21 protein-coding genes are annotated in these 17,444 nt (G+C 60.3%); 11 read left to right on the forward strand and 10 right to left on the reverse strand.

The annotated features are described in order from the left end of the window. Positions 1-9: 9 nt before the first annotated feature. Entirely contained in the window at positions 10-1,086 is a 1,077-nt protein-coding gene (locus QZR30_RS18995; protein ID WP_046071584.1) for a 3-deoxy-7-phosphoheptulonate synthase, read from the reverse strand. Between the two features lie 130 nt (positions 1,087-1,216). Continuing rightward, a complete protein-coding gene (locus QZR30_RS19000) occupies positions 1,217-1,651 on the reverse strand; it encodes a PilZ domain-containing protein (protein WP_046071585.1) in 435 nt (144 codons plus the stop codon). On the opposite strand from QZR30_RS19000, the gene QZR30_RS19005 reads away from it, so the two are divergent. From QZR30_RS19005 to cysB, 5 genes are all read left to right on the forward strand, one after another. Beyond that, on the forward strand, positions 1,650-2,036 hold the full coding sequence (locus QZR30_RS19005; protein WP_311903943.1) for a thioredoxin: 387 nt from the start codon (positions 1,650-1,652) through the stop codon (positions 2,034-2,036). The genes QZR30_RS19000 and QZR30_RS19005 overlap by 2 nt on opposite strands. Beyond that, positions 2,033-2,995, forward strand: coding sequence for a putative 2-dehydropantoate 2-reductase (locus tag QZR30_RS19010; protein ID WP_059397122.1), 963 nt, complete (start codon positions 2,033-2,035; stop codon positions 2,993-2,995). The genes QZR30_RS19005 and QZR30_RS19010 overlap by 4 nt, the downstream gene beginning before the upstream one ends. A gap of 14 nt (positions 2,996-3,009) precedes the next feature. Further along, positions 3,010-3,927, forward strand: coding sequence for a 5'-nucleotidase (locus tag QZR30_RS19015; RefSeq protein WP_056846761.1), 918 nt, complete (start codon positions 3,010-3,012; stop codon positions 3,925-3,927). Between the two features lie 48 nt (positions 3,928-3,975). Next, positions 3,976-4,476, forward strand: coding sequence for a universal stress protein (locus QZR30_RS19020; protein WP_046071589.1), 501 nt, complete (start codon positions 3,976-3,978; stop codon positions 4,474-4,476). Positions 4,477-4,580: 104 nt separating this feature from the next. After that, positions 4,581-5,555 (forward strand): HTH-type transcriptional regulator CysB, encoded by a 975-nt coding sequence (gene cysB / locus QZR30_RS19025; protein WP_003189876.1) that lies wholly within the window; start codon positions 4,581-4,583, stop codon positions 5,553-5,555. 21 nt (positions 5,556-5,576) lie between these two features. Here the strand turns inward: cysB and QZR30_RS19030 are convergent, their stop codons facing one another. Next, positions 5,577-6,059, reverse strand: coding sequence for a GreA/GreB family elongation factor (locus QZR30_RS19030; protein ID WP_046071590.1), 483 nt, complete (start codon positions 6,057-6,059; stop codon positions 5,577-5,579). 5 nt (positions 6,060-6,064) lie between these two features. Beyond that, entirely contained in the window at positions 6,065-6,433 is a 369-nt protein-coding gene (locus QZR30_RS19035) for a hypothetical protein (RefSeq protein WP_046071591.1), read from the reverse strand. Between the two features lie 131 nt (positions 6,434-6,564). Between QZR30_RS19035 and earP the strand changes: the two genes are divergently transcribed. Beyond that, the gene (earP, locus tag QZR30_RS19040; protein WP_311903947.1) at positions 6,565-7,698 is read left to right on the forward strand and encodes an elongation factor P maturation arginine rhamnosyltransferase EarP; all 1,134 of its coding nucleotides are present in this window, start codon (positions 6,565-6,567) and stop codon (positions 7,696-7,698) included. Between the two features lie 49 nt (positions 7,699-7,747). Then, positions 7,748-8,320 carry an elongation factor P gene (locus QZR30_RS19045; protein WP_003172723.1) on the forward strand — a complete coding sequence of 191 codons (573 nt, stop codon included), beginning with the start codon at positions 7,748-7,750 and terminating at the stop codon, positions 8,318-8,320. A 66-nt stretch (positions 8,321-8,386) separates the two neighbouring features. Here QZR30_RS19045 and QZR30_RS19050 read toward each other — a convergent pair whose 3' ends face one another. The 3 genes from QZR30_RS19050 to QZR30_RS19060 all read right to left on the reverse strand — a co-directional run bounded on the left by QZR30_RS19050 (position 8,387) and on the right by QZR30_RS19060 (position 10,579). Next, entirely contained in the window at positions 8,387-8,806 is a 420-nt protein-coding gene (locus QZR30_RS19050) for an organic hydroperoxide resistance protein (RefSeq protein ID WP_046071593.1), read from the reverse strand. Positions 8,807-9,095: 289 nt separating this feature from the next. Further along, positions 9,096-9,548, reverse strand: a complete 453-nt coding sequence (locus tag QZR30_RS19055; RefSeq protein ID WP_046071594.1) for a MarR family winged helix-turn-helix transcriptional regulator — start codon at positions 9,546-9,548, stop codon at positions 9,096-9,098. 80 nt (positions 9,549-9,628) lie between these two features. Next, on the reverse strand, positions 9,629-10,579 hold the full coding sequence (locus tag QZR30_RS19060; protein WP_056846759.1) for a LysR family transcriptional regulator: 951 nt from the start codon (positions 10,577-10,579) through the stop codon (positions 9,629-9,631). Positions 10,580-10,687: 108 nt separating this feature from the next. Between QZR30_RS19060 and QZR30_RS19065 the strand changes: the two genes are divergently transcribed. Then, a complete protein-coding gene (locus QZR30_RS19065) occupies positions 10,688-11,437 on the forward strand; it encodes a sulfite exporter TauE/SafE family protein (protein ID WP_046071596.1) in 750 nt (249 codons plus the stop codon). Here QZR30_RS19065 and QZR30_RS19070 read toward each other — a convergent pair. Next, positions 11,427-12,308 (reverse strand): LysR family transcriptional regulator, encoded by an 882-nt coding sequence (locus QZR30_RS19070; RefSeq protein WP_311903950.1) that lies wholly within the window; start codon positions 12,306-12,308, stop codon positions 11,427-11,429. The genes QZR30_RS19065 and QZR30_RS19070 overlap by 11 nt on opposite strands. A 70-nt stretch (positions 12,309-12,378) precedes the next feature. Here QZR30_RS19070 and QZR30_RS19075 point away from each other — a divergent pair, with 70 nt between their 5' ends. Further along, a complete protein-coding gene (locus QZR30_RS19075) occupies positions 12,379-12,585 on the forward strand; it encodes a DUF1127 domain-containing protein (RefSeq protein WP_046071598.1) in 207 nt (68 codons plus the stop codon). A 45-nt stretch (positions 12,586-12,630) separates the two neighbouring features. After that, positions 12,631-13,842, forward strand: a complete 1,212-nt coding sequence (locus tag QZR30_RS19080) for a winged helix-turn-helix domain-containing protein (RefSeq protein WP_311903951.1) — start codon at positions 12,631-12,633, stop codon at positions 13,840-13,842. Positions 13,843-13,931: 89 nt separating this feature from the next. Here the strand turns inward: QZR30_RS19080 and QZR30_RS19085 are convergent, their stop codons facing one another. Beyond that, positions 13,932-15,278, reverse strand: coding sequence for a class II 3-deoxy-7-phosphoheptulonate synthase (locus tag QZR30_RS19085; RefSeq protein ID WP_056846756.1), 1,347 nt, complete (start codon positions 15,276-15,278; stop codon positions 13,932-13,934). A gap of 123 nt (positions 15,279-15,401) precedes the next feature. On the opposite strand from QZR30_RS19085, the gene QZR30_RS19090 reads away from it, so the two are divergent. Beyond that, entirely contained in the window at positions 15,402-16,157 is a 756-nt protein-coding gene (locus QZR30_RS19090) for a spermidine synthase (RefSeq protein ID WP_046071601.1), read from the forward strand. Positions 16,158-16,300: 143 nt separating this feature from the next. On the opposite strand, the gene QZR30_RS19095 is transcribed toward QZR30_RS19090, so the two are convergent. Beyond that, the gene (locus QZR30_RS19095; RefSeq protein WP_046071602.1) at positions 16,301-17,092 is read right to left on the reverse strand and encodes a crotonase/enoyl-CoA hydratase family protein; all 792 of its coding nucleotides are present in this window, start codon (positions 17,090-17,092) and stop codon (positions 16,301-16,303) included. Positions 17,093-17,444: the final 352 nt, after the last annotated feature.

Below are 17,444 nucleotides of genomic sequence, written 5' to 3' on the forward strand. Positions count from 1 at the left end.
ATGCGTGGTTCAGCTGCGTTTGCGCTTGGGCAGTACGTCCTTGAGCTTGGCGTGCATGCTGCGCAGGGTGGTTTCGGTGGCAGCCCAGTCGATGCAGGCATCGGTGATCGACACGCCGTATTGCAAGTCGGCCAGATCCTTTGGAATTGCCTGGCAACCCCAGTTCAAATGGCTCTCGACCATCAAGCCGATGATCGACTGGTTGCCTTCGAGGATCTGGTTGGCGACGTTTTCCATCACCAGCGGCTGCAACGCCGGATCTTTGTTGGAGTTGGCGTGGCTGCAGTCGACCATGATGTTCGGCTTGATCCTGGCCTTGTTCAGCGCCTGCTCGCACAGGGCGACGCTGACCGAATCATAGTTGGGCTTGCCATTGCCGCCACGCAACACCACATGACCATAGGCATTACCTTTGGTGGTGACGATGGAGACGCCACCTTCCTGGTTGATACCCAGGAAGCGGTGAGGGCTGGAGACCGATTGCAGGGCGTTGATTGCCACGGTCAGGCCGCCATCGGTGCCGTTCTTGAAGCCTACGGCCGAGGACAGCCCAGATGCCATTTCGCGGTGGGTCTGGGATTCGGTGGTGCGTGCGCCGATGGCCGACCAGCTGATCAGGTCCTGCAGGTACTGCGGCGAGATCGGGTCGAGGGCTTCGGTAGCAGTGGGCAGGCCCATTTCGGCCAGGTCCAGCAGCAATTTACGACCGATATGCAAGCCGTCCTGGATCTTGAACGAGTCGTCCAGGTAGGGGTCGTTGATCAAGCCTTTCCAGCCGACGGTGGTACGCGGCTTTTCGAAGTAAACGCGCATCACCAGGTACAGGGTGTCGGACACTTCCGCCGCCAGCACCTTGAGGCGTTCGGCGTATTCGTGGGCGGCCTTGAGGTCGTGGATCGAGCAGGGCCCGATCACGACGAAGAGGCGGTGGTCGGTGCCGTCGAGAATGTCGCGGATGACTTCGCGGCCCTTGGTGACGGTCTGCAGGGCAGCGTCGCTCAGGGGGATTTCGCGCTTGAGCTGATCGGGTGTGATCAGGGTCTCGTTGGATTCGACGTTAAGGTCATTGATCGGTAAATCAGCCATCGTGTTACTCGCCAGGGTCACGGGTGCCGGCCGCCAGCCATCCCCGTGCGGCGGGCACAGCATGATTTGAATGCAGGGGGGAGGAACCTTAGCGCGTTACACGGGCCCGCGACAATGGGCAAAGCCCGGTTTAATCCAGTGCTGGCTGCACAACCGCCTCATGGGAGAACTCGCCGGCGTGGCGCGAGACCCAATCGCGGGCCATGGCTTCAAGTTGCTGTGGCGTGGGCTCGGCGTTTTCGTGCAGGCGGCAATGACGTTCGATCTGGCACACTTGCTCACCCATTCGGGCACCGAACAAGGCGTGTTCATCGGCAAAGCAAATGCCGATGCGATAACCGTCTTCGACTTTGCGGCACCAGGCTACATAGCCCGGATAGCGGGCGCTGGACCCCAATGAGGGGATATGCAGGTCGATTGCCGTGCCGGGGCGCCAGGCCCGCGGCCAATTGCAGGCGACGCCGCCGCGGCCGATAGTGTGCAGGCGTTGGCGGGGCAGGGCAGGAGAGGGACGTTGGATCAACTCGACAGCGACATCATCAGGGTGAGGTAAAAAACGACCCATGTACACGGACTCCGAGCGCCGTCCAATTGACGGCAGTGGCAGCAGTATAGTGAAGGAACTGGAATTGACCGACCTGGATATTGACCAGCAATTGCTGGGATTGCCAGGTATTTCGCTGGTAGTGTTCACCAGTGTCGGTTGTTCCAGTTGCCGCTGGGCACGCCAGCAGTTGCCGGGCTGGCGCTTGCCGGTGGACCGTTTGTGCTGGGTCGATGCCGGGCACAACGGTGGTGCGGTCGAACGCTACCAGATCTTTCATTTGCCGGCGCTGTTCCTGGTGTGCGAGGGTCAGTTCCTCGGGCAATTACAGACACGTCTTACAGCATCCGACCTCGCCGAATGCGTAAACCAGGCGCTTACCCGACTACCAGAGGATTTGCCATGACAGCAGTTGCATCCCCGTCGCCACGCATTGGCATCATCGGCACCGGTGCCATTGGTGGTTACTACGGATTGATGCTGGCGCGTGCCGGGTTCGATGTGCATTTCCTGTTGCGCAGCGAATATGCAGCGGTCAGTGAACATGGCCTGCACCTCAACAGTACGGTGCATGGCCACCTGCATCTGCAACCGGTACAGGCCTATGCCCGCGCCGCCGACATGCCACCGTGCGACTGGTTGTTGGTCGGTACCAAATCCACCGGCAACGTTGACCTGGCCCCGACCATCGCCCAGGTCGCGGCACCGGATGCCAAGGTGGTGCTGCTGCAAAACGGCCTCGATGTGGAGGACAGCCTGCGTGAGCACCTGCCGTCGTCGCTGCACCTGCTGGGCGGCCTGTGCTACATCGGTGTACACCGCTCTGCACCCGGGGTGGTCGAGCATCAGGCGCTGGGCCGCGTCAACCTGGGTTATCACAGCGGTACGGCCGCCAATGATGAGGCGCAGCAAAAGGCAATTGTCGAAGCAGGTGCCGGGCTGTTCCACCACGCCGGGATCGAGTCGCAGGCCATGGCCAATGTGCATCAGGCGCGCTGGCATAAACTGGTGTGGAACGTGCCGTACAACGGCCTCTCGGTCTTGCTGGGCACGGGCACCACGGCCATGATGGCTGACGAGTCCAGCCGTGAATTGATCCAGGCGCTGATGGCCGAGGTGGTGCAGGGCGCCCGTGCCTGCGGCCATGAAATTCCCGCCAGCTACGCGGGGCAGATGTTCGCCATGACCGAGACCATGGACGACTATTTGCCCAGCATGTACCACGACTATATGCACAAGCGCCCGTTGGAGTTGGCGGCCATCTACGCCCGCCCCTTGGCCGCTGCCAGGGCGGCCGGTTGCGAACTGCCGCGTATGCAGGCGCTGTACCAGGTCTTGAGTTTTATGGATCGGCACAACCGCTGATTGGGGGAGACACCATGGCAAAGGGACTGGGTGACAAGCTGGTACTGGCGATTTCTTCGCGGGCACTGTTCGACCTGAGCGACAGCCACAAGGTGTACCTGAGCGAAGGGGTGGAGGCTTACCGCAAATACCAGATCGAGCACGAGGAAGAAACCCTAGAGCCGGGTGACGCTTTCCCGCTGGTCAAGAAGCTGCTGAGCCTCAATGCCAGCCTGGGCCGTGCCCGGGTCGAGGTGGTGCTGGTGTCGCGCAACAGTGCCGATACCGGCCTGCGGGTGTTCAACTCGATCCAGCATTACGGCCTGGATATTTCCCGCGCTGCCTTCGTAGGAGGGCGTAGTCCCTACCCATACCTGGCCGCCTTTGGTTGTCATCTGTTTCTTTCGACCCATGCAGAAGACGTGCGCAGCGCACTCGACGCCGGCTTTGCGGCGGCAACGATTCTGTCGGGTGGTGCGCGTCGGGCATCGAGTGAAGAATTGCGCATTGCATTCGACGGCGATGCGGTGCTGTTTTCCGACGAGTCCGAACGCGTCTATCAGTCCGGCGGGCTGGCCGCTTTTCAAGCCAGTGAGCGCGAGTCGGCGCGCCAGCCTTTGCACGGTGGCCCATTCAAGGGCTTCCTGGCGGCGCTTAACTTGTTGCAGCGCGAGTTTGCCGATGACGCCTGTCCGATCCGCACGGCGCTGGTCACCGCTCGTTCGGCACCGTCCCATGAACGGGTGATTCGTACATTGCGCGAATGGGATATCCGCCTGGACGAGTCGCTGTTCCTCGGTGGCCTGGAAAAATCCGCGTTCCTGGAAGCCTTCGCCGCCGATGTATTTTTCGATGATCAGGCCGGTCATTGTGAGAAGGCCAGGGAGGTGGTCGCCACCGGGCACGTGCCCCATGGCATCAGTAATGAGTTGAAAATCCAGACCGAGAGCTAGCTGCTAAGCTCATTCAATCGCCGCCATCCTGGCAGTCCAGGAGGTTCTATGATTCGTTCGATGCTGTATGCCACGGACCTGGGTCTGTATGCACCGTATGTGATGCAACATGCACTGGCGCTGGCGCGAACGTTCAAGGCTGACCTCTACGTGATCCACGTGGTCGAGCCCATTGGGCTGTTCGCCGAATCGGTGCTACAGAGCTACCTTGATGAGAAGGCCTTGAGTGAATGGCAGAGCCGGGGGTTGAGCACGGTCATGGCGACGATTGAACAACGGGTGCTGGACAGCTTTCGCGAGGAGTTGGGGGAGGGCGAGCAGGACTTGCAATTGATTCGCTCGGTCAGGGTGATCCAGGGGGACCCCTGCGAGGTGATTCTCGACCAGATGCGAAAACTTTCCGTCGACTTGCTGATCGTAGGTAGTCATAGCCAGGCAACCAGGGTGACCGTGCCCCTTGGGCGCACCGCTGCACGGGTATTGCAGCTGTCCCCGGTACCGGTCTACCTGGTGCCGTCGCTGCAACATCGGCGCAGTGAGGATAGTTGATCGGTAGAAAAGGATAAAAAGTTCTAGATTTATCCGTCTAACCTTTAATATAGTTATATACCGTCGCTGATACCCGTGGCGTCTATCTGCTTTGAGGGATTCATATGAAGCTTCAACAACTGCGCTACATCTGGGAAGTGGCGCACCACGACCTCAACGTTTCCGCTACCGCTCAAAGCCTCTACACCTCGCAACCCGGTATCAGCAAGCAGATCCGCCTGCTCGAAGACGAGCTGGGCGTCGAAGTGTTCGCCCGTAGCGGCAAGCACCTGACCCGTGTCACCCCGGCTGGCGAGCGCATCATCACTACCGCCGGCGAAATCCTGCGTAAAGTCGAGAGCATCAAGCAGATTGCCCAGGAATTTTCCAACGAGAAGAAAGGCACCCTGTCGATCGCCACCACCCACACCCAGGCGCGCTATGCACTGCCGCCGGTAATCCGTGATTTCATCAAGCAATACCCTGACGTGGCCCTGCACATGCACCAGGGGTCACCGATGCAGATCGCCGAGATGGCCGCCGATGGCACTGTCGATTTCGCCATTGCCACCGAAGCCCTGGAACTGTTCGGCGACCTGGTAATGATGCCGTGCTACCGCTGGAACCGCTGCGTGGTGGTGCCTCAGGGTCACCCGTTGGCGAAGCTGCCGAAGCTGACCCTGGAAGCCCTGGCTGAGTACCCTATCGTGACCTACGTGTTCGGCTTTACCGGCCGTTCCAAGCTCGATGAAGCCTTCAGTCACCGTGGCCTTACGCCAAAGGTGGTGTTCACTGCCGCCGATGCCGACGTGATCAAGACCTATGTACGCCTGGGCCTGGGTGTGGGCATCGTCGCCAAGATGGCGGTCGACACCAACCTCGACAAAGACCTGGTGGTGCTGGATGCCAGCGAACTGTTCGAGTCCAGCGTGACCAAGATCGGTTTCCGCCGTGGCACCTTCCTGCGCGGATTCATGTGCGATTTCATCGAGAAATTCGCACCCCACCTGACCCGCGAAGTCATGGCCAAGGCGATCCAGTGCCACAACAAGCAAGAGCTGGAAGAGCTGTTTGACGGCGTCGAGCTGCCGGTTCACTGATCACGCTCGCTCCTACAGGCGTTATTTGGCCTCGGTAACCGTAAAAAGTTGCCGGGCGCCTGCCACCAGAATCTGCACCTCATCCCCTTCAAACTTGCCCAGCAGGCTTTTGCCCAGGGGCGAGCGCGGGGTGATGACGGTCACCGGTTGCCCGACCACATCGACTCTCAAGCCTGCGGCGTCCGGCGCCAGGAACAGCCATTGCTGGCGGCCATTCTCGTCTTCCAGGCCCAGCAGCGTGCCAATCTCTATACCTCGCTGATCATCGAAAGCACGTAGCTGCAGGTTCTGGCACAGCGCCAGCGACTGCTTGATTTCCTCGACCCGCTTGGCTTGCCCGGCCGCCAGGTAAGACGCCTCCAGCCCCAGGGTGTCGTATTTGTTTTCGGCGATGTTTTCTTCGTGAGTCGCGGTTTCGTAGGCAGTCTGCGCGGCACGTTGGGCGATATCGAGGTCGACGGCGAGTTTTTCCAGGATCAACTGGAGGACGGCGTGTTTATTCATGGTCTTCAATCGCAAAATTGCAGGACATTGGCCCGAGACTTTTCATTAGGGGCGTTCTGGTCCTGTTGCAGCCAGAACTGGCATTTGGGGTTGGACAGGTTGCGCGCATTATTCCGGGCCTGGTCCAAGGCCTGCTGCTGTTCCTGCTTTTGCAGGTTCTGCTGGTATTGCTCGAACATGCGGTTCGGCGGCTCCGGCACAGCGGCGGCCGGCTTGCCCAGCTGCTCAACCGCCTGGGCCACGGGTGCCAGGCTTTGGGGGAACAGGTAGCGAGACGCCAGCCAAGTGGTCAGCGCAATGGCGATAAACCCCAGCCACAGGCCTGCTGCAATGGCGAGGCAGAGCTTGAACAGCGAAAACGGACGGGCAGACATGATGGCCTCCTGGCGAGCGGTAACGGCGTGATGGCGATTGTCGCACAGCCGCTATGCAGAAAATCGCGAACAAGCCTTCTGCATCGGTGCATTTATGCGGACAATCGAGTCTTTGATCGATGGAGCCCGGAATGAAAGCCCGCTGGGATATTTTTTGCAGCGTCGTCGACAACTACGGCGACATTGGCGTGACCTGGCGCCTGGCCCGGCAGTTGGTAGTGGAACATGGCTGTGAAGTGCGCTTGTGGGTCGATGACCTGCGGGCTTTCGAGCGCATGTGTCCGCAGATTGATGTGCAGGTGGGCCAGCAGTGGCAGGAAGGTGTCGAAGTGCGCCACTGGCCGGCGCAATGGCCAGGTGCGCAATCAGCCGATGTGGTGATTGCCGCGTTCGCCTGCCAGCTGCCGCCGGAGTACATGGAGTGCATGGCCGAGCGTGAGCAACCGCCGTTGTGGATGAACCTGGACTATCTCAGCGCTGAAGACTGGGTAGTGGGCTGTCACCGTTTACCCTCGGTGAAGTTCAAGGGCGTGCAGAAGTACTTTTTCTTTCCCGGTTTTCGCCCGGGCACCGGTGGCCTTTTGCGTGAAGCCGGGTTATTGGAGCGGCGCCAGGCTTTTCAGCTAGATGACGTCGCGCAGCGACAATTCCTGCAAACCTTAGGGATAGCTCCGGCGGTCAATGCACGACTGATGTCGCTGTTCGCTTACGAGAACCCCGGATTGGCCGGCTGGTTGGACGTGCTTGCAGCAGACGGGCGCGCGACTCACTTGCTGGTGCCGGAAGGCCGCATCCTGGGGGATGTGCAACGCTGGCTGGGAGTGAGCAGCTTGTCGGCGGGCGACATCCAGGTGCGTGGTGCGCTGACGGTGCAGGTCATTGCCTTCGTACGCCAGGAGCAATACGACCGGTTGCTCTGGTGTTGCGCGTTCAACGCGGTGCGCGGCGAAGACTCCTTCGTGCGCGCTCAGTGGGCGGGGAGGCCGTTGTTATGGCATATCTATCGCCAGGACGAAGACATCCACCTCGACAAGCTCGATGCCTTCCTGGAGCTGTACACCGTCGCACTGTCGCCGGCCGCCAAAGCGGCTGTCATCGCACTTTGGCAAGCCTGGAACACCGAGGGCGATATGGCGCAGGCCTGGAAAATGCTCCTGGAACACTGGACCGAGGTGAACGAGCACGCTCAGAAGTGGTGTCTGGAACAAGGCTTGCAGGCCGATCTTGCGACGGCGCTGGTACAGTTTTATGAAAGTTGGATATGATACGCCACCTTGATTTTTGTAAATCCCATCCAAATTTCGGATATATGCAATGAAAACTGGTAAAGAACTGAAACCCGGTACAGTGATCCGTCTCGAAAACGACCCTTGGCTGGTTCAGAAAGCTGAGTTCACCAAGTCTGGTCGTAACAGCGCAATCATGAAGACCAAGCTGAAGAACCTGCTGACCGGTTACAAGACCGAGATCGTCTACAGCGCCGATGACAAACTGGACGACGTGATCCTCGACCGCAAGGAAGCGACCCTGTCCTTCATCAGCGGCGACACCTACACGTTCATGGACACCACTGACTACACCATGTACGAGCTGAACGCTGAAGATATCGAAGCCGTTCTGCCGTTCATCGAAGAAGGCATGGAAGACGTCTGCGAAGCTATTTTCTTCGAAGAGCGCCTGGTTTCCGTGGAGCTGCCGACCACTATCGTGCGTAAGGTTGCCTACACTGAAGGTTCCGCTCGCGGCGACACTTCGGGCAAGGTGATGAAGCCTGCCAAGCTGAGCAACGGTACCGAACTGCAAGTAGCCGATTTCATTGAAATCGACGACCTGATCGAGATCGACACCCGCGAAGGTGGTTCGTACAAAGGTCGCGCCAAGAAGTAATTCTGGCCCCACCGATACGAAAAAAAGCCCGACCTTGAGTCGGGCTTTTTTGTGGCCGCCGGTTTATCAGACCGTTACGTGCAGGCGCACATCCACATTGCCACGGGTGGCGTTGGAATACGGGCAGACTTGGTGGGCGGCATCGACCAGGCTCTGTGCGTCATCCTGGGCCAAGCTCGGCAGGCTGACGTGCAGGTCGATGTCCAGGCCAAAACCGCCGGGGATCTGGCCGATGCCGACATGAGCGGTGATCGAGGCATCGTCCGGGATCTTACGTTTTGTCTGGCTGGCAACGAATTTCAGCGCGCCGATAAAGCAGGCGGAGTAGCCGGCCGCGAACAGTTGCTCCGGGTTGGTGGCCTGACCACCGGCACCGCCCAATTCCTTGGGGGTAGAGAGTTTGACGTCGAGGATGTTGTCGCTGGAAACAGCGCGACCATCACGGCCGCCAGTGGCGGTGGCTACTGCGGTATAGAGCGTTTGCATGGGGCGTTCCTCTTGGGTTGTCGTGCTAAATGTTTGCGCGCTAAGTAGTTGGTGGAACCAATGTATAGCGCTAATGTTTAGCGCGCAATATAAATTTATAAATGTTTTCGAGGCTGGCGAGAAACAATGTGGGAGGAGGCAAGCCAGTTAAGCGAACGAAATGCTCAAAGCGGCGAAGATCAAATGTGGGAGGGGGCTTGCCCGCGAAGACGTCGGCTCAGCAAACATTGATGTTGGCTGACCCACCGCTATCGGGGGCAAGTCGAATCGTCGCACCGCCCCTCCCACTTTAGATCGCGCTCTGCAGGTTGCCGCGTAGCGCGATCAAGTCGGCCTGCAGCTTGCGCAATTGCGCAAGCTGCATCCCGCTCGCGCCCAGGATGCATTGGGGCACATCCTTGGCCTTGCCCTGCAAGACGCGGCCGGCGTCAGTCAGCTCTACCACTACCACCCGCTCATCTTCCCGGCTGCGGGTGCGGCTGAGCAGACCTTCGGCTTCCAGGCGCTTGAGCAGCGGCGTCAGTGAGCCAGGATCCGTCAGCAGGCGGCTGCTGATTTCGCCGACAGTCAATCCGTCCTCTTCCCACAGCACCATCATGGCCAGGTATTGCGGGTAGGTCAGGCCGAGGGCTTGGAGCAGGGGCTTGTAGACCTTGGTCATCAACAGCGAAGTGGAGTGCAGGGCGAAGCACAGCTGGTTATCCAGCAGCAGCGATTCGCAGGGGGCTGGGTTTTTGCTCATGGTGGTGCCTCGAAAAAGCATGTCTGCACTTGAATCTAGCGGGCGAATCTTTAATGCGCCAGGTAATTCTGCCCGGATGGTCAGACTAGCCCGCTTTGCAACGCCAGATCCCAGGGCGGCACCGGGCTGAAACGGGATTTGAGGTATTCGAGCAATAACCGGCTACGTGCGTTGGGCTGTTGTTCGAGGCGCAGCGCGTAAATGCCGGCGGTTTCCGGGCTGGGCAAGCCGTTTTCACAAAACAGCGGCAACAACTCGCCACGCACCAGGTATTCACTGGCCAGCCAGGTCGGCAGGTGCGCGATGCCCAGCCCGGCCAGTGCGCCCGAAAGCAGCGCCTCGGCGTTATTGGCGCTCATGCGGATGCGCCGGGGGCGATAGGTCGTGCGGCGCCCGTCCAGTTCAAAACGCCAGGCGAACATCGGCGCCAGGCCATCCCAATCGAGGCCGTCATGCTCGTTCAGTTCCCGAGGGTGGGTGGGTGTGCCGCGGTTTTTCAGGTAGGCCGGGCTGGCGCAGGCAATGCGCACGATGCTCGCCAGGGGTGTAGCGATCCGGCGAGTGTCGACGATATGCCCGGCGCGCAGCACCAGGTCGACCTTGCCCAGGTGTGCGCCTTGCATATCGACAAAACTGTCGATCAAGTGCAGGTGCACATCCAGCCCTGGATACACGTTCAAGAAGTCCGCGATCACCGGCGCCAGGTGGCGGCGACCAAACGCTGCCGGTGCATCCAGCCGGATCAAGCCTTCCGGCGCATGGCTCAGAGACACCGCTTCGGCCCGCGCCAATTGCAATTCACTGACAATCCGCCGCGCGCGTTCGGCAAAGGCCAGGCCGGCAGGTGTAGGCACCACTGCGTGGGTGCTGCGCTGGAACAGGCGGCTACCCACTGAACTTTCCAGGCTGTCGATTCGACGGGCGACTGCGGAGGGCGTCAGTGGATGACGCCGTGCGGCAGCGGAAAAGCTACCGGTTTCCATCACATCGAGAAACAGGCTCAGTTGATCGGTCAGAGTATTAGGGTTCATAGACAAGCGCTTGTGCGGGATCGGCATAGCCATTGTGCGTTGCTGTGCGTTTCCGCGCCAGGGCTGACTGCGTAGCATGTCAGCCTTGGGATTGCGGAGTAGCGAGTGGTGTTGGATTTAGTGATGTACCTGATATTGGGTGCGGCTTTGGGCACCGTGGGTGGGCTGTTTGGCATTGGTGGCGGGCTAATAGCCATTCCGGTGCTCGGCGTGTTGTTCGGCCTGGACCAGCAAATAGCCCAGGGCACCGCGTTGGTTATGGTGGTACCCAATGTAATGCTTGCCCTGTGGCGTTATCACCAGCGTAATCGCATCGAGCTGCGCCACGCCTTGCCGCTTGGCGTGATGGGCTTTTGTTTTGCCTGGCTGGGGTCGATCTGGGCGGTGGGGCTGGATGCCGGGGCAATGCGCATCGGCTTTATTGTTTTCCTGGTGGCCTTGTCGGCCTACAACCTATTGCGCATGTTCACCCGCAACGCGCCGCCAACGGCACAGATGCGGTACTCCTGGCCCTGGCTGGGCGTGTTGGGCGCAGCGTCCGGCTCCATGGGCGGATTATTTGGGGTAGGGGGCGCGGTAGTCGCCACGCCAGTGCTCACCAGCGTGTTCGGCACCACTCAAGTGGTGGCCCAGGGTTTGTCGCTGGCCTTGGCGCTGCCCAGCACCAGCGTGACCCTGGTCACCTACGCCTGGCACCACGAGGTGGACTGGATGATCGGCCTGCCGCTGGCTGTGGGGGGCCTGCTCAGTATCAGTTGGGGCGTGAAAGTGGCCCATGCATTGCCGGAGCGGCTGTTGCGCGGGTTGTTTTGTGGCTTCCTGGTGGTGTGTGCGGTGATGCTGACGTTTAAAGTTTGAAGCCTTCGACGATGTACTCGGCCAGGCATTCGGTGATCGGTGACGTCATCTGTGGATTGCGCAGCAACCGCAGGTTCATTGACGGCAACGGTGGAAAGCCTTCGTCGCTGCCCAGCACCCGCAGGTCGTCGGTGACCAGGCTTTCCATGCTGACCATCGCCGCCAGGCCAGCACTGACTACCGCCTGGATCGCCGCTCCGTTGGAGCTGTGGTAGGCCAGGCGGTACTCGCGTCCAGCTGCGTCCAGTGCGGCTCGCGCCCAATGGGTGTACAGGCAGTCATCGCCGGAAATCGCCAGGGGCAGCGCGTCATGCTCATCCACGCAGAAGCACGGTGATGCTGCCCAGACCATGCGTTCAGTGCGCAGTAACTCGCCAATATCATTGCCAGGCTCGCGGCTGATCACGGTCAGCGCCAGGTCTCGCCGCTGCATCAGTACGGAGGACGCCTCACAGTGCATCTCAATCTGAATCAGTGGGTAGGCTTTGGAAAACTGCTTCAGGATCCCCGGCAGGAAACGCATCACATAGTCATCTGGCGTACCGATGCGTACGAGCCCCACCATATGGGGCTCGCGCAGGGTATTGAACACTTCGCTGTGCAGTTTCAGGATACGCCGCGCATACCCCAGCAGCACCTGGCCTTCGGGCGTAAGCCGTACCTGCCTACCATCACGCTCGAACAACTTGCGCTGCAGTACATCTTCCTCCAGGCGCTTCATCTGCATGCTCACTGCCGATTGGGTGCGGTTGACCAGCTCGCCGGCGCGGGTAAAACCACCTTGATCGGCGATGGCCACGAAGGTGCGTAGCACTTCTGTGTCGATGCTCGGGTAGTCAGCCAATTGATCAATCTCCGAGATGTATTGCATAAGAAACATTCGTTGGATTGATCATAGCGCCAGGCCCACACTTTCGTCATCCCCACTGGAGGGCGAGAAGATGAAAGGTCAAAAAGGTTTTGTATTGTTGGACAAATGGCCGTTTGCCGGCCTGTTCCATACGTTCGCACGCTGGCAACTGCTGCATCAGGAACGCCAGTTGCTGGCGACTTTGAGCGATGATGCGCTCAAGGACATTGGGCTCAACCGTGCCGACGTAGCGCAGGAAACCCATCGGCATTTCTGGGAAGACCCGCTGCGCAAATAAGCCAGGATGCAGTAGGGTAGGGGGCGAGTTTCCATGGAGAGCCCCATGCCCGCCGACCTGTCTTATTCACTCAAGCAAGCTCGACGAATGGCGCTGGCCGCCCAGGGTTTTTCCGGGCGCCAGGCGCCTGCACAGATAAAAGCCATGCACCTCAATCGGCTTATCGACCGCCTGGGTGTTGTGCAGATCGACTCGGTAAACGCACTGGTGCGTTCCCATTACCTGCCGTTGTTTTCCCGCCTGGGCCATTATTCCCCGTTGATCCTTGAACAAGCGGCCTGGAGCCTGGGCAGGCGGCGTTCGCTGTTCGAGTATTGGGGGCATGAGGCCTCGCTGCTGCCCATGACGTTGTACCCGCTGATGCGTTGGCGCATGGAGCGGGCCAGGCAGGGGCAGGGGATCTATGCGCAGATGGCGCGTTTCGGCCGTGAACAGCAGGCGACTATCCAGCGCGTGCTGCACATTGTCGAGCAGCAAGGCGCCCTGGGCGCGAGCAGTTTATCGACCCGTGAAGAGCGCGCCGGGCCCTGGTGGGATTGGAGTGATGAAAAGCACGCGCTGGAATGGTTGTTCGCCGCCGGTTTGGTCACCGTCGCAGGGCGGCGGGGGTTTGAGCGACTGTATGATTTGCCGGAGCGTGTTATCCCCGGCGAGATTCTCCAAACCATCATCACCGAGGCCGACGCTCAGCGTGGCTTACTGTTGCATAGCGCAACGGCGTTGGGCGTCGCCACCGAGAAGGACCTGCGCGATTACTTCCGCCTCGACCCCGCCGACAGCCGCAAGCGCGTGGCCGAGTTGGTCGAGGATGGTCGCCTGCTGGCGTGCCAGGTGCAGGGCTGGAAACAACCGGCGTACTGCCTGCCGGTGCCGAAGGTGCCACGCAAAGTCGCGGCCAGCGCCTTGCTGTCACCGTTCGATTCGTTGATCTGGGAGCGCAGTCGTACGGAGCGTTTGTTCAATTTCCGCTATCGACTGGAGATCTACACCCCGCAAGACAAGCGGGTGTACGGTTACTACGTACTGCCGTTTTTACACAATGAGCGGATCGCCGCCCGCGTTGATCTGCGGGCCGAGCGTGCCCATGGGCGCCTGGCGGTGCATGCGGTGCATGAGGAGGAGACGGGCCTGGATGACGCAGGCATGTCGGCGCTGGCCTTGAACCTGCGCCAGATGGCCAATTGGCTGGGGCTGGAGCAGGTTCAGCTCAATTGCCAGCGCCCCAGTGCCGCCCGGTTAAGGGCGGCCCTGGTGTAGGAGCGAGCTGGCTCGCGAAAAACTCAAGGGTGCCTCGTTAATCCGACGTTTCGCGTCATCGTTAACGGCCTTCGCGAGCAAGCTTGCTCCTACCTTTTGACCTGCTTTAAGGTCTCGGCAATCAGGAACGCCAGCTCCAGCGACTGATCGGCGTTCATCCGCGGGTCGCAATGGGTGTGATAACGGTCCGAGAGGCCGTCTTCGGTGATCGGCCGTGCGCCGCCGATGCATTCGGTGACGTTCTGTCCGGTCATCTCGATATGAATCCCGCCCGCATAGCTGCCTTCGGCCTGGTGCACCTGGAAGAACTCTTTCACTTCGCCGAGGATCTGCGCAAAGTCGCGGGTCTTGTAGCCGCTGCTGGCCTTGATGGTGTTGCCATGCATTGGGTCGGAGCTCCACAGCACCTGCTTGCCCTCGCGCTGCACGGCGCGAATCAGGTTGGGCAAGTGGTCGCCGACCTTGCCTGCGCCCATGCGGGCGATCAGGTTGAGGCGGCCAGGGTCGTTGTCCGGGTTCAGGATGTCAATCAGGCGGATCAGGTCATCCGGGTTCATGCTCGGCCCGACCTTCACGCCGATCGGGTTGTTCACGCCACGCAGGAACTCGACATGGGCGCCGTCCAGTTGGCGAGTGCGGTCGCCGATCCAGAGCATATGGGCCGAGCAATCGTAGTAGTCGTTGGTCAGGCTGTCGCGGCGCACGAAGGCTTGTTCAAAGTTGAGCAGCAATGCTTCGTGGGCAGTGAAGAAGCTGGTTTCGCGCAATTGTGGCGAGCTGTCCATGCCGCAGGCGCGCATGAAGGCCAGGGTCTCGTCGATGCGGTCGGCCAGTTGGCTGTACTTCTCGGCCAGGGCGGAGTTGGCGATAAAGTCCAGGTTCCACTTGTGCACCTGGTGCAGGTCGGCAAAACCGCCCTGGGCAAACGCGCGCAGCAGGTTGAGGGTTGCGGTGGACTGGTGGTAGGACTGCAGCAGGCGGTCCGGGTCCGGCACGCGGCTTTTTTCGTCGAAACCGATGCCGTTGACGATGTCGCCGCGGTAGGCGGGCAGGGTGATGCCGTCAATGGTTTCATCATTGGCCGACCGTGGCTTGGCGAATTGGCCGGCCATGCGTCCGACTTTCACCACCGGGCAACCGGCGGCGAAGGTCATAACAATGGCCATCTGCAGCAGCACCTTGAAGGTGTCGCGGATTTTCGCGGCGGAAAACTCGGCAAAGCTTTCGGCGCAATCGCCGCCTTGCAGCAGGAATGCGCGCCCCTGGGTCACCTCGGAAAACTGACGGCGCAGCTCACGGGCTTCCCCGGCGAACACCAACGGCGGGTAGCTGGCCAGGCTCTGCTCCACTTGCAGCAAGTGCGCAGCGTCCGGGTACTGGGGTTGTTGCTGGATCGGCAAGGTACGCCAGCTATCGGGGCTCCAGGGTTGGCTCATCGTGAACTCGTGTGATGGGTGGCTGTTAGGGCACTAATGTTAGCAGCAATTAGTGCGTGACCTGCTGCGGCCGCTGGCCGACAATCGCGCCTTTGTCGTGCGGTAAACCCTTTAGGAGTAGTGATGACCGAGGAGCGTGTCGAGCGCCTGCTGGCCGAAGTCCATGATGATTTCGGCATGATCCGTGTGCTTGAAGTGGCCGATTACCGGTTTCTCGAGTTTGGCGACGCCATTGAGCAAAGCTGCGTGTTCACTGCCGACCCGAGCTGGCTGGAGTACGACTACACCCGCGCCATGTTGATCGGTGCGTTGTGCCATGAGCAACCTGAGAGCGCGTTGTTCCTTGGCCTGGGGGCCGGCACGCTGACCCAGGCGTGCCTCAAGTTCCTGGCACTGGAAGATGTCGAGGCCATTGAGCTACGTCCTGACGTACCGCGCCTGGCGATTGAATATCTGGGGCTGGACGACGACCCGCGCCTGTACATTCGCATCGGTGACGCGCTGCAGTTGCTCGACACCGCCGAGCCGGCCGACCTGATTTTCGTCGACCTGTATACCGATGTCGGCCCGGGTGTGGGCCACTTGGCCTGGACCTTCCTGGAAAACTGCCAGAAGAAACTCAACCCCGGCGGCTGGCTGGTGATCAATCAGTGGGCCACCGATGATGGCAAACCGTTGGGCGCGGCGTTGCTGCGTGGGTTGTATCACCGGCACTATTGGGAGCTGCCCGTGAAGGAGGGCAATGTGATTCTGTTGGTGCCTTCGGAGTTGGATCAGGAGTTGAACCTGGAGGCGCTTTCGGCTCGTGCCGAAGCCTTGGCGCCGCGGTTGGGTTACTCGTTGCAGCCATTGATCAAGGTTATTCGGCCGGCAACCTAGTTGTCTGCTCTGGCGCCATCGGGGCATGGGTATCTACACAACTGCTTGCTCTTGCGCTGTTGCTGTTGCTCTGGTTTTTGATCTTGATCTCAGGCGCCCCGTCAAACACGCTGGCCGAACGCAGGCTTGAATCCGTGGGTAACTCAAATGCCCTTGAACACCCCCGGCCGCTTCTCCACCATTGCCCGCACACCTTCCCGGGCGTCTTCGCTGTTAAGCAGTTTATCCACCATCGGCGGCAACGCGGCGGCGGCGGCGGCTTCGCCCTCCATGCGTGCCTGGCGGGCCGACATCAACGTCGCTTGCACGCCGAGCGGCGCCTGGCGGGCGATTCGGTTGGCCAGCTCGATGGCGCGGGGCAGCAGGTCCTCACTGGCCATCACTTCCTGCACCAGGCCCAGGCGCAAGGCTTCATGGGCATCGAACTCGTCGCCAGTGAGCAGCCAGCGCATTGCATTGCCCCAGCCGGCGACCTGATGAAAACGCAATGTGGCGCCGCCAAACGGAAAAATCCCACGTTGCACTTCCATCTGCGCAAAGCGGGTATTACTCGCGCACAGATTGATATCCGCAGCGAGCATCAACTCGATACCGATGGTCAGGCAGTAGCCCTGGGCGGCGACGATCACCGGTTTACTGACCCTGGGGCCTGCAAAAACGCCCCATGGGTCGCAACCTCCCAGCGGCGGTTGCCAGCCTCCAGCCATCACGCCGCTGACGTTGGCCAGATCCAGACCGGCGGTGAAATGGTCGCCGTGGGCAAATACTACGGCCACCCGTGCTTCGTTATGCCGATCAAATTCGCCATAAGCCAGGCTCAGCTCATTGAGCAAGTCCAGGTCAAAGGCATTGCGCTTGTCGACTCGATCCAGGCCTAAAAGCAGGACGTGGCCCTGCAGTTCACGGCTGACACGGCTGCTGCTGGCTTGATTCATCGGGTTTGCCCTCGGGCGGGGAAAGGTTTCAGACCAATGGAAGGTGAACCGTTTAAGCGTCATCACCAACAGGACCGGGCTTTTGAAAAATAGACCCTGGCGCCAAGATCTGCAAAAACCGTGACGCAGCGCGGTTTATCGGTGCCTGGCGATAAAAAAAGCTCCCTTTTTCAGCTATTTCCGGTATAGTGCGCGCCGGCCTTTAACCGGGCCGCGTTTAGGTAGCGCAATTCCCCGAAGTCAGCTTCGGCTGCACGTCCGCACAGCGGACTCTTCCTTGACGAATCTTTTTCATTCATTCGTTTTCGCAAATCCCCGCCGACAAAGCAGCCAGGGCGACTCTTGAGTCTCA

Source organism: Pseudomonas sp. rhizo25 (assembly GCF_031931935.1).
Classification (GTDB): domain Bacteria; phylum Pseudomonadota; class Gammaproteobacteria; order Pseudomonadales; family Pseudomonadaceae; genus Aquipseudomonas; species Aquipseudomonas synxantha.

Excerpts from the sequence above, each read along its gene's own strand:
- QZR30_RS19030 (WP_046071590.1), bottom strand. The coding sequence starts at position 6,059 with ATGAATAAACACGCCGTCCTCCAGTTGATCCTGGAAAAACTCGCCGTC.
- QZR30_RS18995 (WP_046071584.1), bottom strand. The coding sequence starts at position 1,086 with ATGGCTGATTTACCGATCAATGACCTTAACGTCGAATCCAACGAGACC.
- QZR30_RS19035 (WP_046071591.1), bottom strand. The coding sequence starts at position 6,433 with ATGTCTGCCCGTCCGTTTTCGCTGTTCAAGCTCTGCCTCGCCATTGCA.
- QZR30_RS19060 (WP_056846759.1), bottom strand. The coding sequence starts at position 10,579 with ATGAACCCTAATACTCTGACCGATCAACTGAGCCTGTTTCTCGATGTG.
- QZR30_RS19080 (WP_311903951.1), top strand. The coding sequence starts at position 12,631 with ATGCCCGCCGACCTGTCTTATTCACTCAAGCAAGCTCGACGAATGGCG.
- QZR30_RS19010 (WP_059397122.1), top strand. The coding sequence starts at position 2,033 with ATGACAGCAGTTGCATCCCCGTCGCCACGCATTGGCATCATCGGCACC.
- QZR30_RS19000 (WP_046071585.1), bottom strand. The coding sequence starts at position 1,651 with ATGGGTCGTTTTTTACCTCACCCTGATGATGTCGCTGTCGAGTTGATC.
- earP (WP_311903947.1), top strand. The coding sequence starts at position 6,565 with ATGAAAGCCCGCTGGGATATTTTTTGCAGCGTCGTCGACAACTACGGC.
- cysB (WP_003189876.1), top strand. The coding sequence starts at position 4,581 with ATGAAGCTTCAACAACTGCGCTACATCTGGGAAGTGGCGCACCACGAC.
- QZR30_RS19045 (WP_003172723.1), top strand. The coding sequence starts at position 7,748 with ATGAAAACTGGTAAAGAACTGAAACCCGGTACAGTGATCCGTCTCGAA.
- QZR30_RS19050 (WP_046071593.1), bottom strand. The coding sequence starts at position 8,806 with ATGCAAACGCTCTATACCGCAGTAGCCACCGCCACTGGCGGCCGTGAT.
- QZR30_RS19075 (WP_046071598.1), top strand. The coding sequence starts at position 12,379 with ATGAAAGGTCAAAAAGGTTTTGTATTGTTGGACAAATGGCCGTTTGCC.
- QZR30_RS19055 (WP_046071594.1), bottom strand. The coding sequence starts at position 9,548 with ATGAGCAAAAACCCAGCCCCCTGCGAATCGCTGCTGCTGGATAACCAG.
- QZR30_RS19090 (WP_046071601.1), top strand. The coding sequence starts at position 15,402 with ATGACCGAGGAGCGTGTCGAGCGCCTGCTGGCCGAAGTCCATGATGAT.
- QZR30_RS19095 (WP_046071602.1), bottom strand. The coding sequence starts at position 17,092 with ATGAATCAAGCCAGCAGCAGCCGTGTCAGCCGTGAACTGCAGGGCCAC.
- QZR30_RS19085 (WP_056846756.1), bottom strand. The coding sequence starts at position 15,278 with ATGAGCCAACCCTGGAGCCCCGATAGCTGGCGTACCTTGCCGATCCAG.
- QZR30_RS19005 (WP_311903943.1), top strand. The coding sequence starts at position 1,650 with ATGTACACGGACTCCGAGCGCCGTCCAATTGACGGCAGTGGCAGCAGT.
- QZR30_RS19015 (WP_056846761.1), top strand. The coding sequence starts at position 3,010 with ATGGCAAAGGGACTGGGTGACAAGCTGGTACTGGCGATTTCTTCGCGG.
- QZR30_RS19070 (WP_311903950.1), bottom strand. The coding sequence starts at position 12,308 with ATGCAATACATCTCGGAGATTGATCAATTGGCTGACTACCCGAGCATC.
- QZR30_RS19020 (WP_046071589.1), top strand. The coding sequence starts at position 3,976 with ATGATTCGTTCGATGCTGTATGCCACGGACCTGGGTCTGTATGCACCG.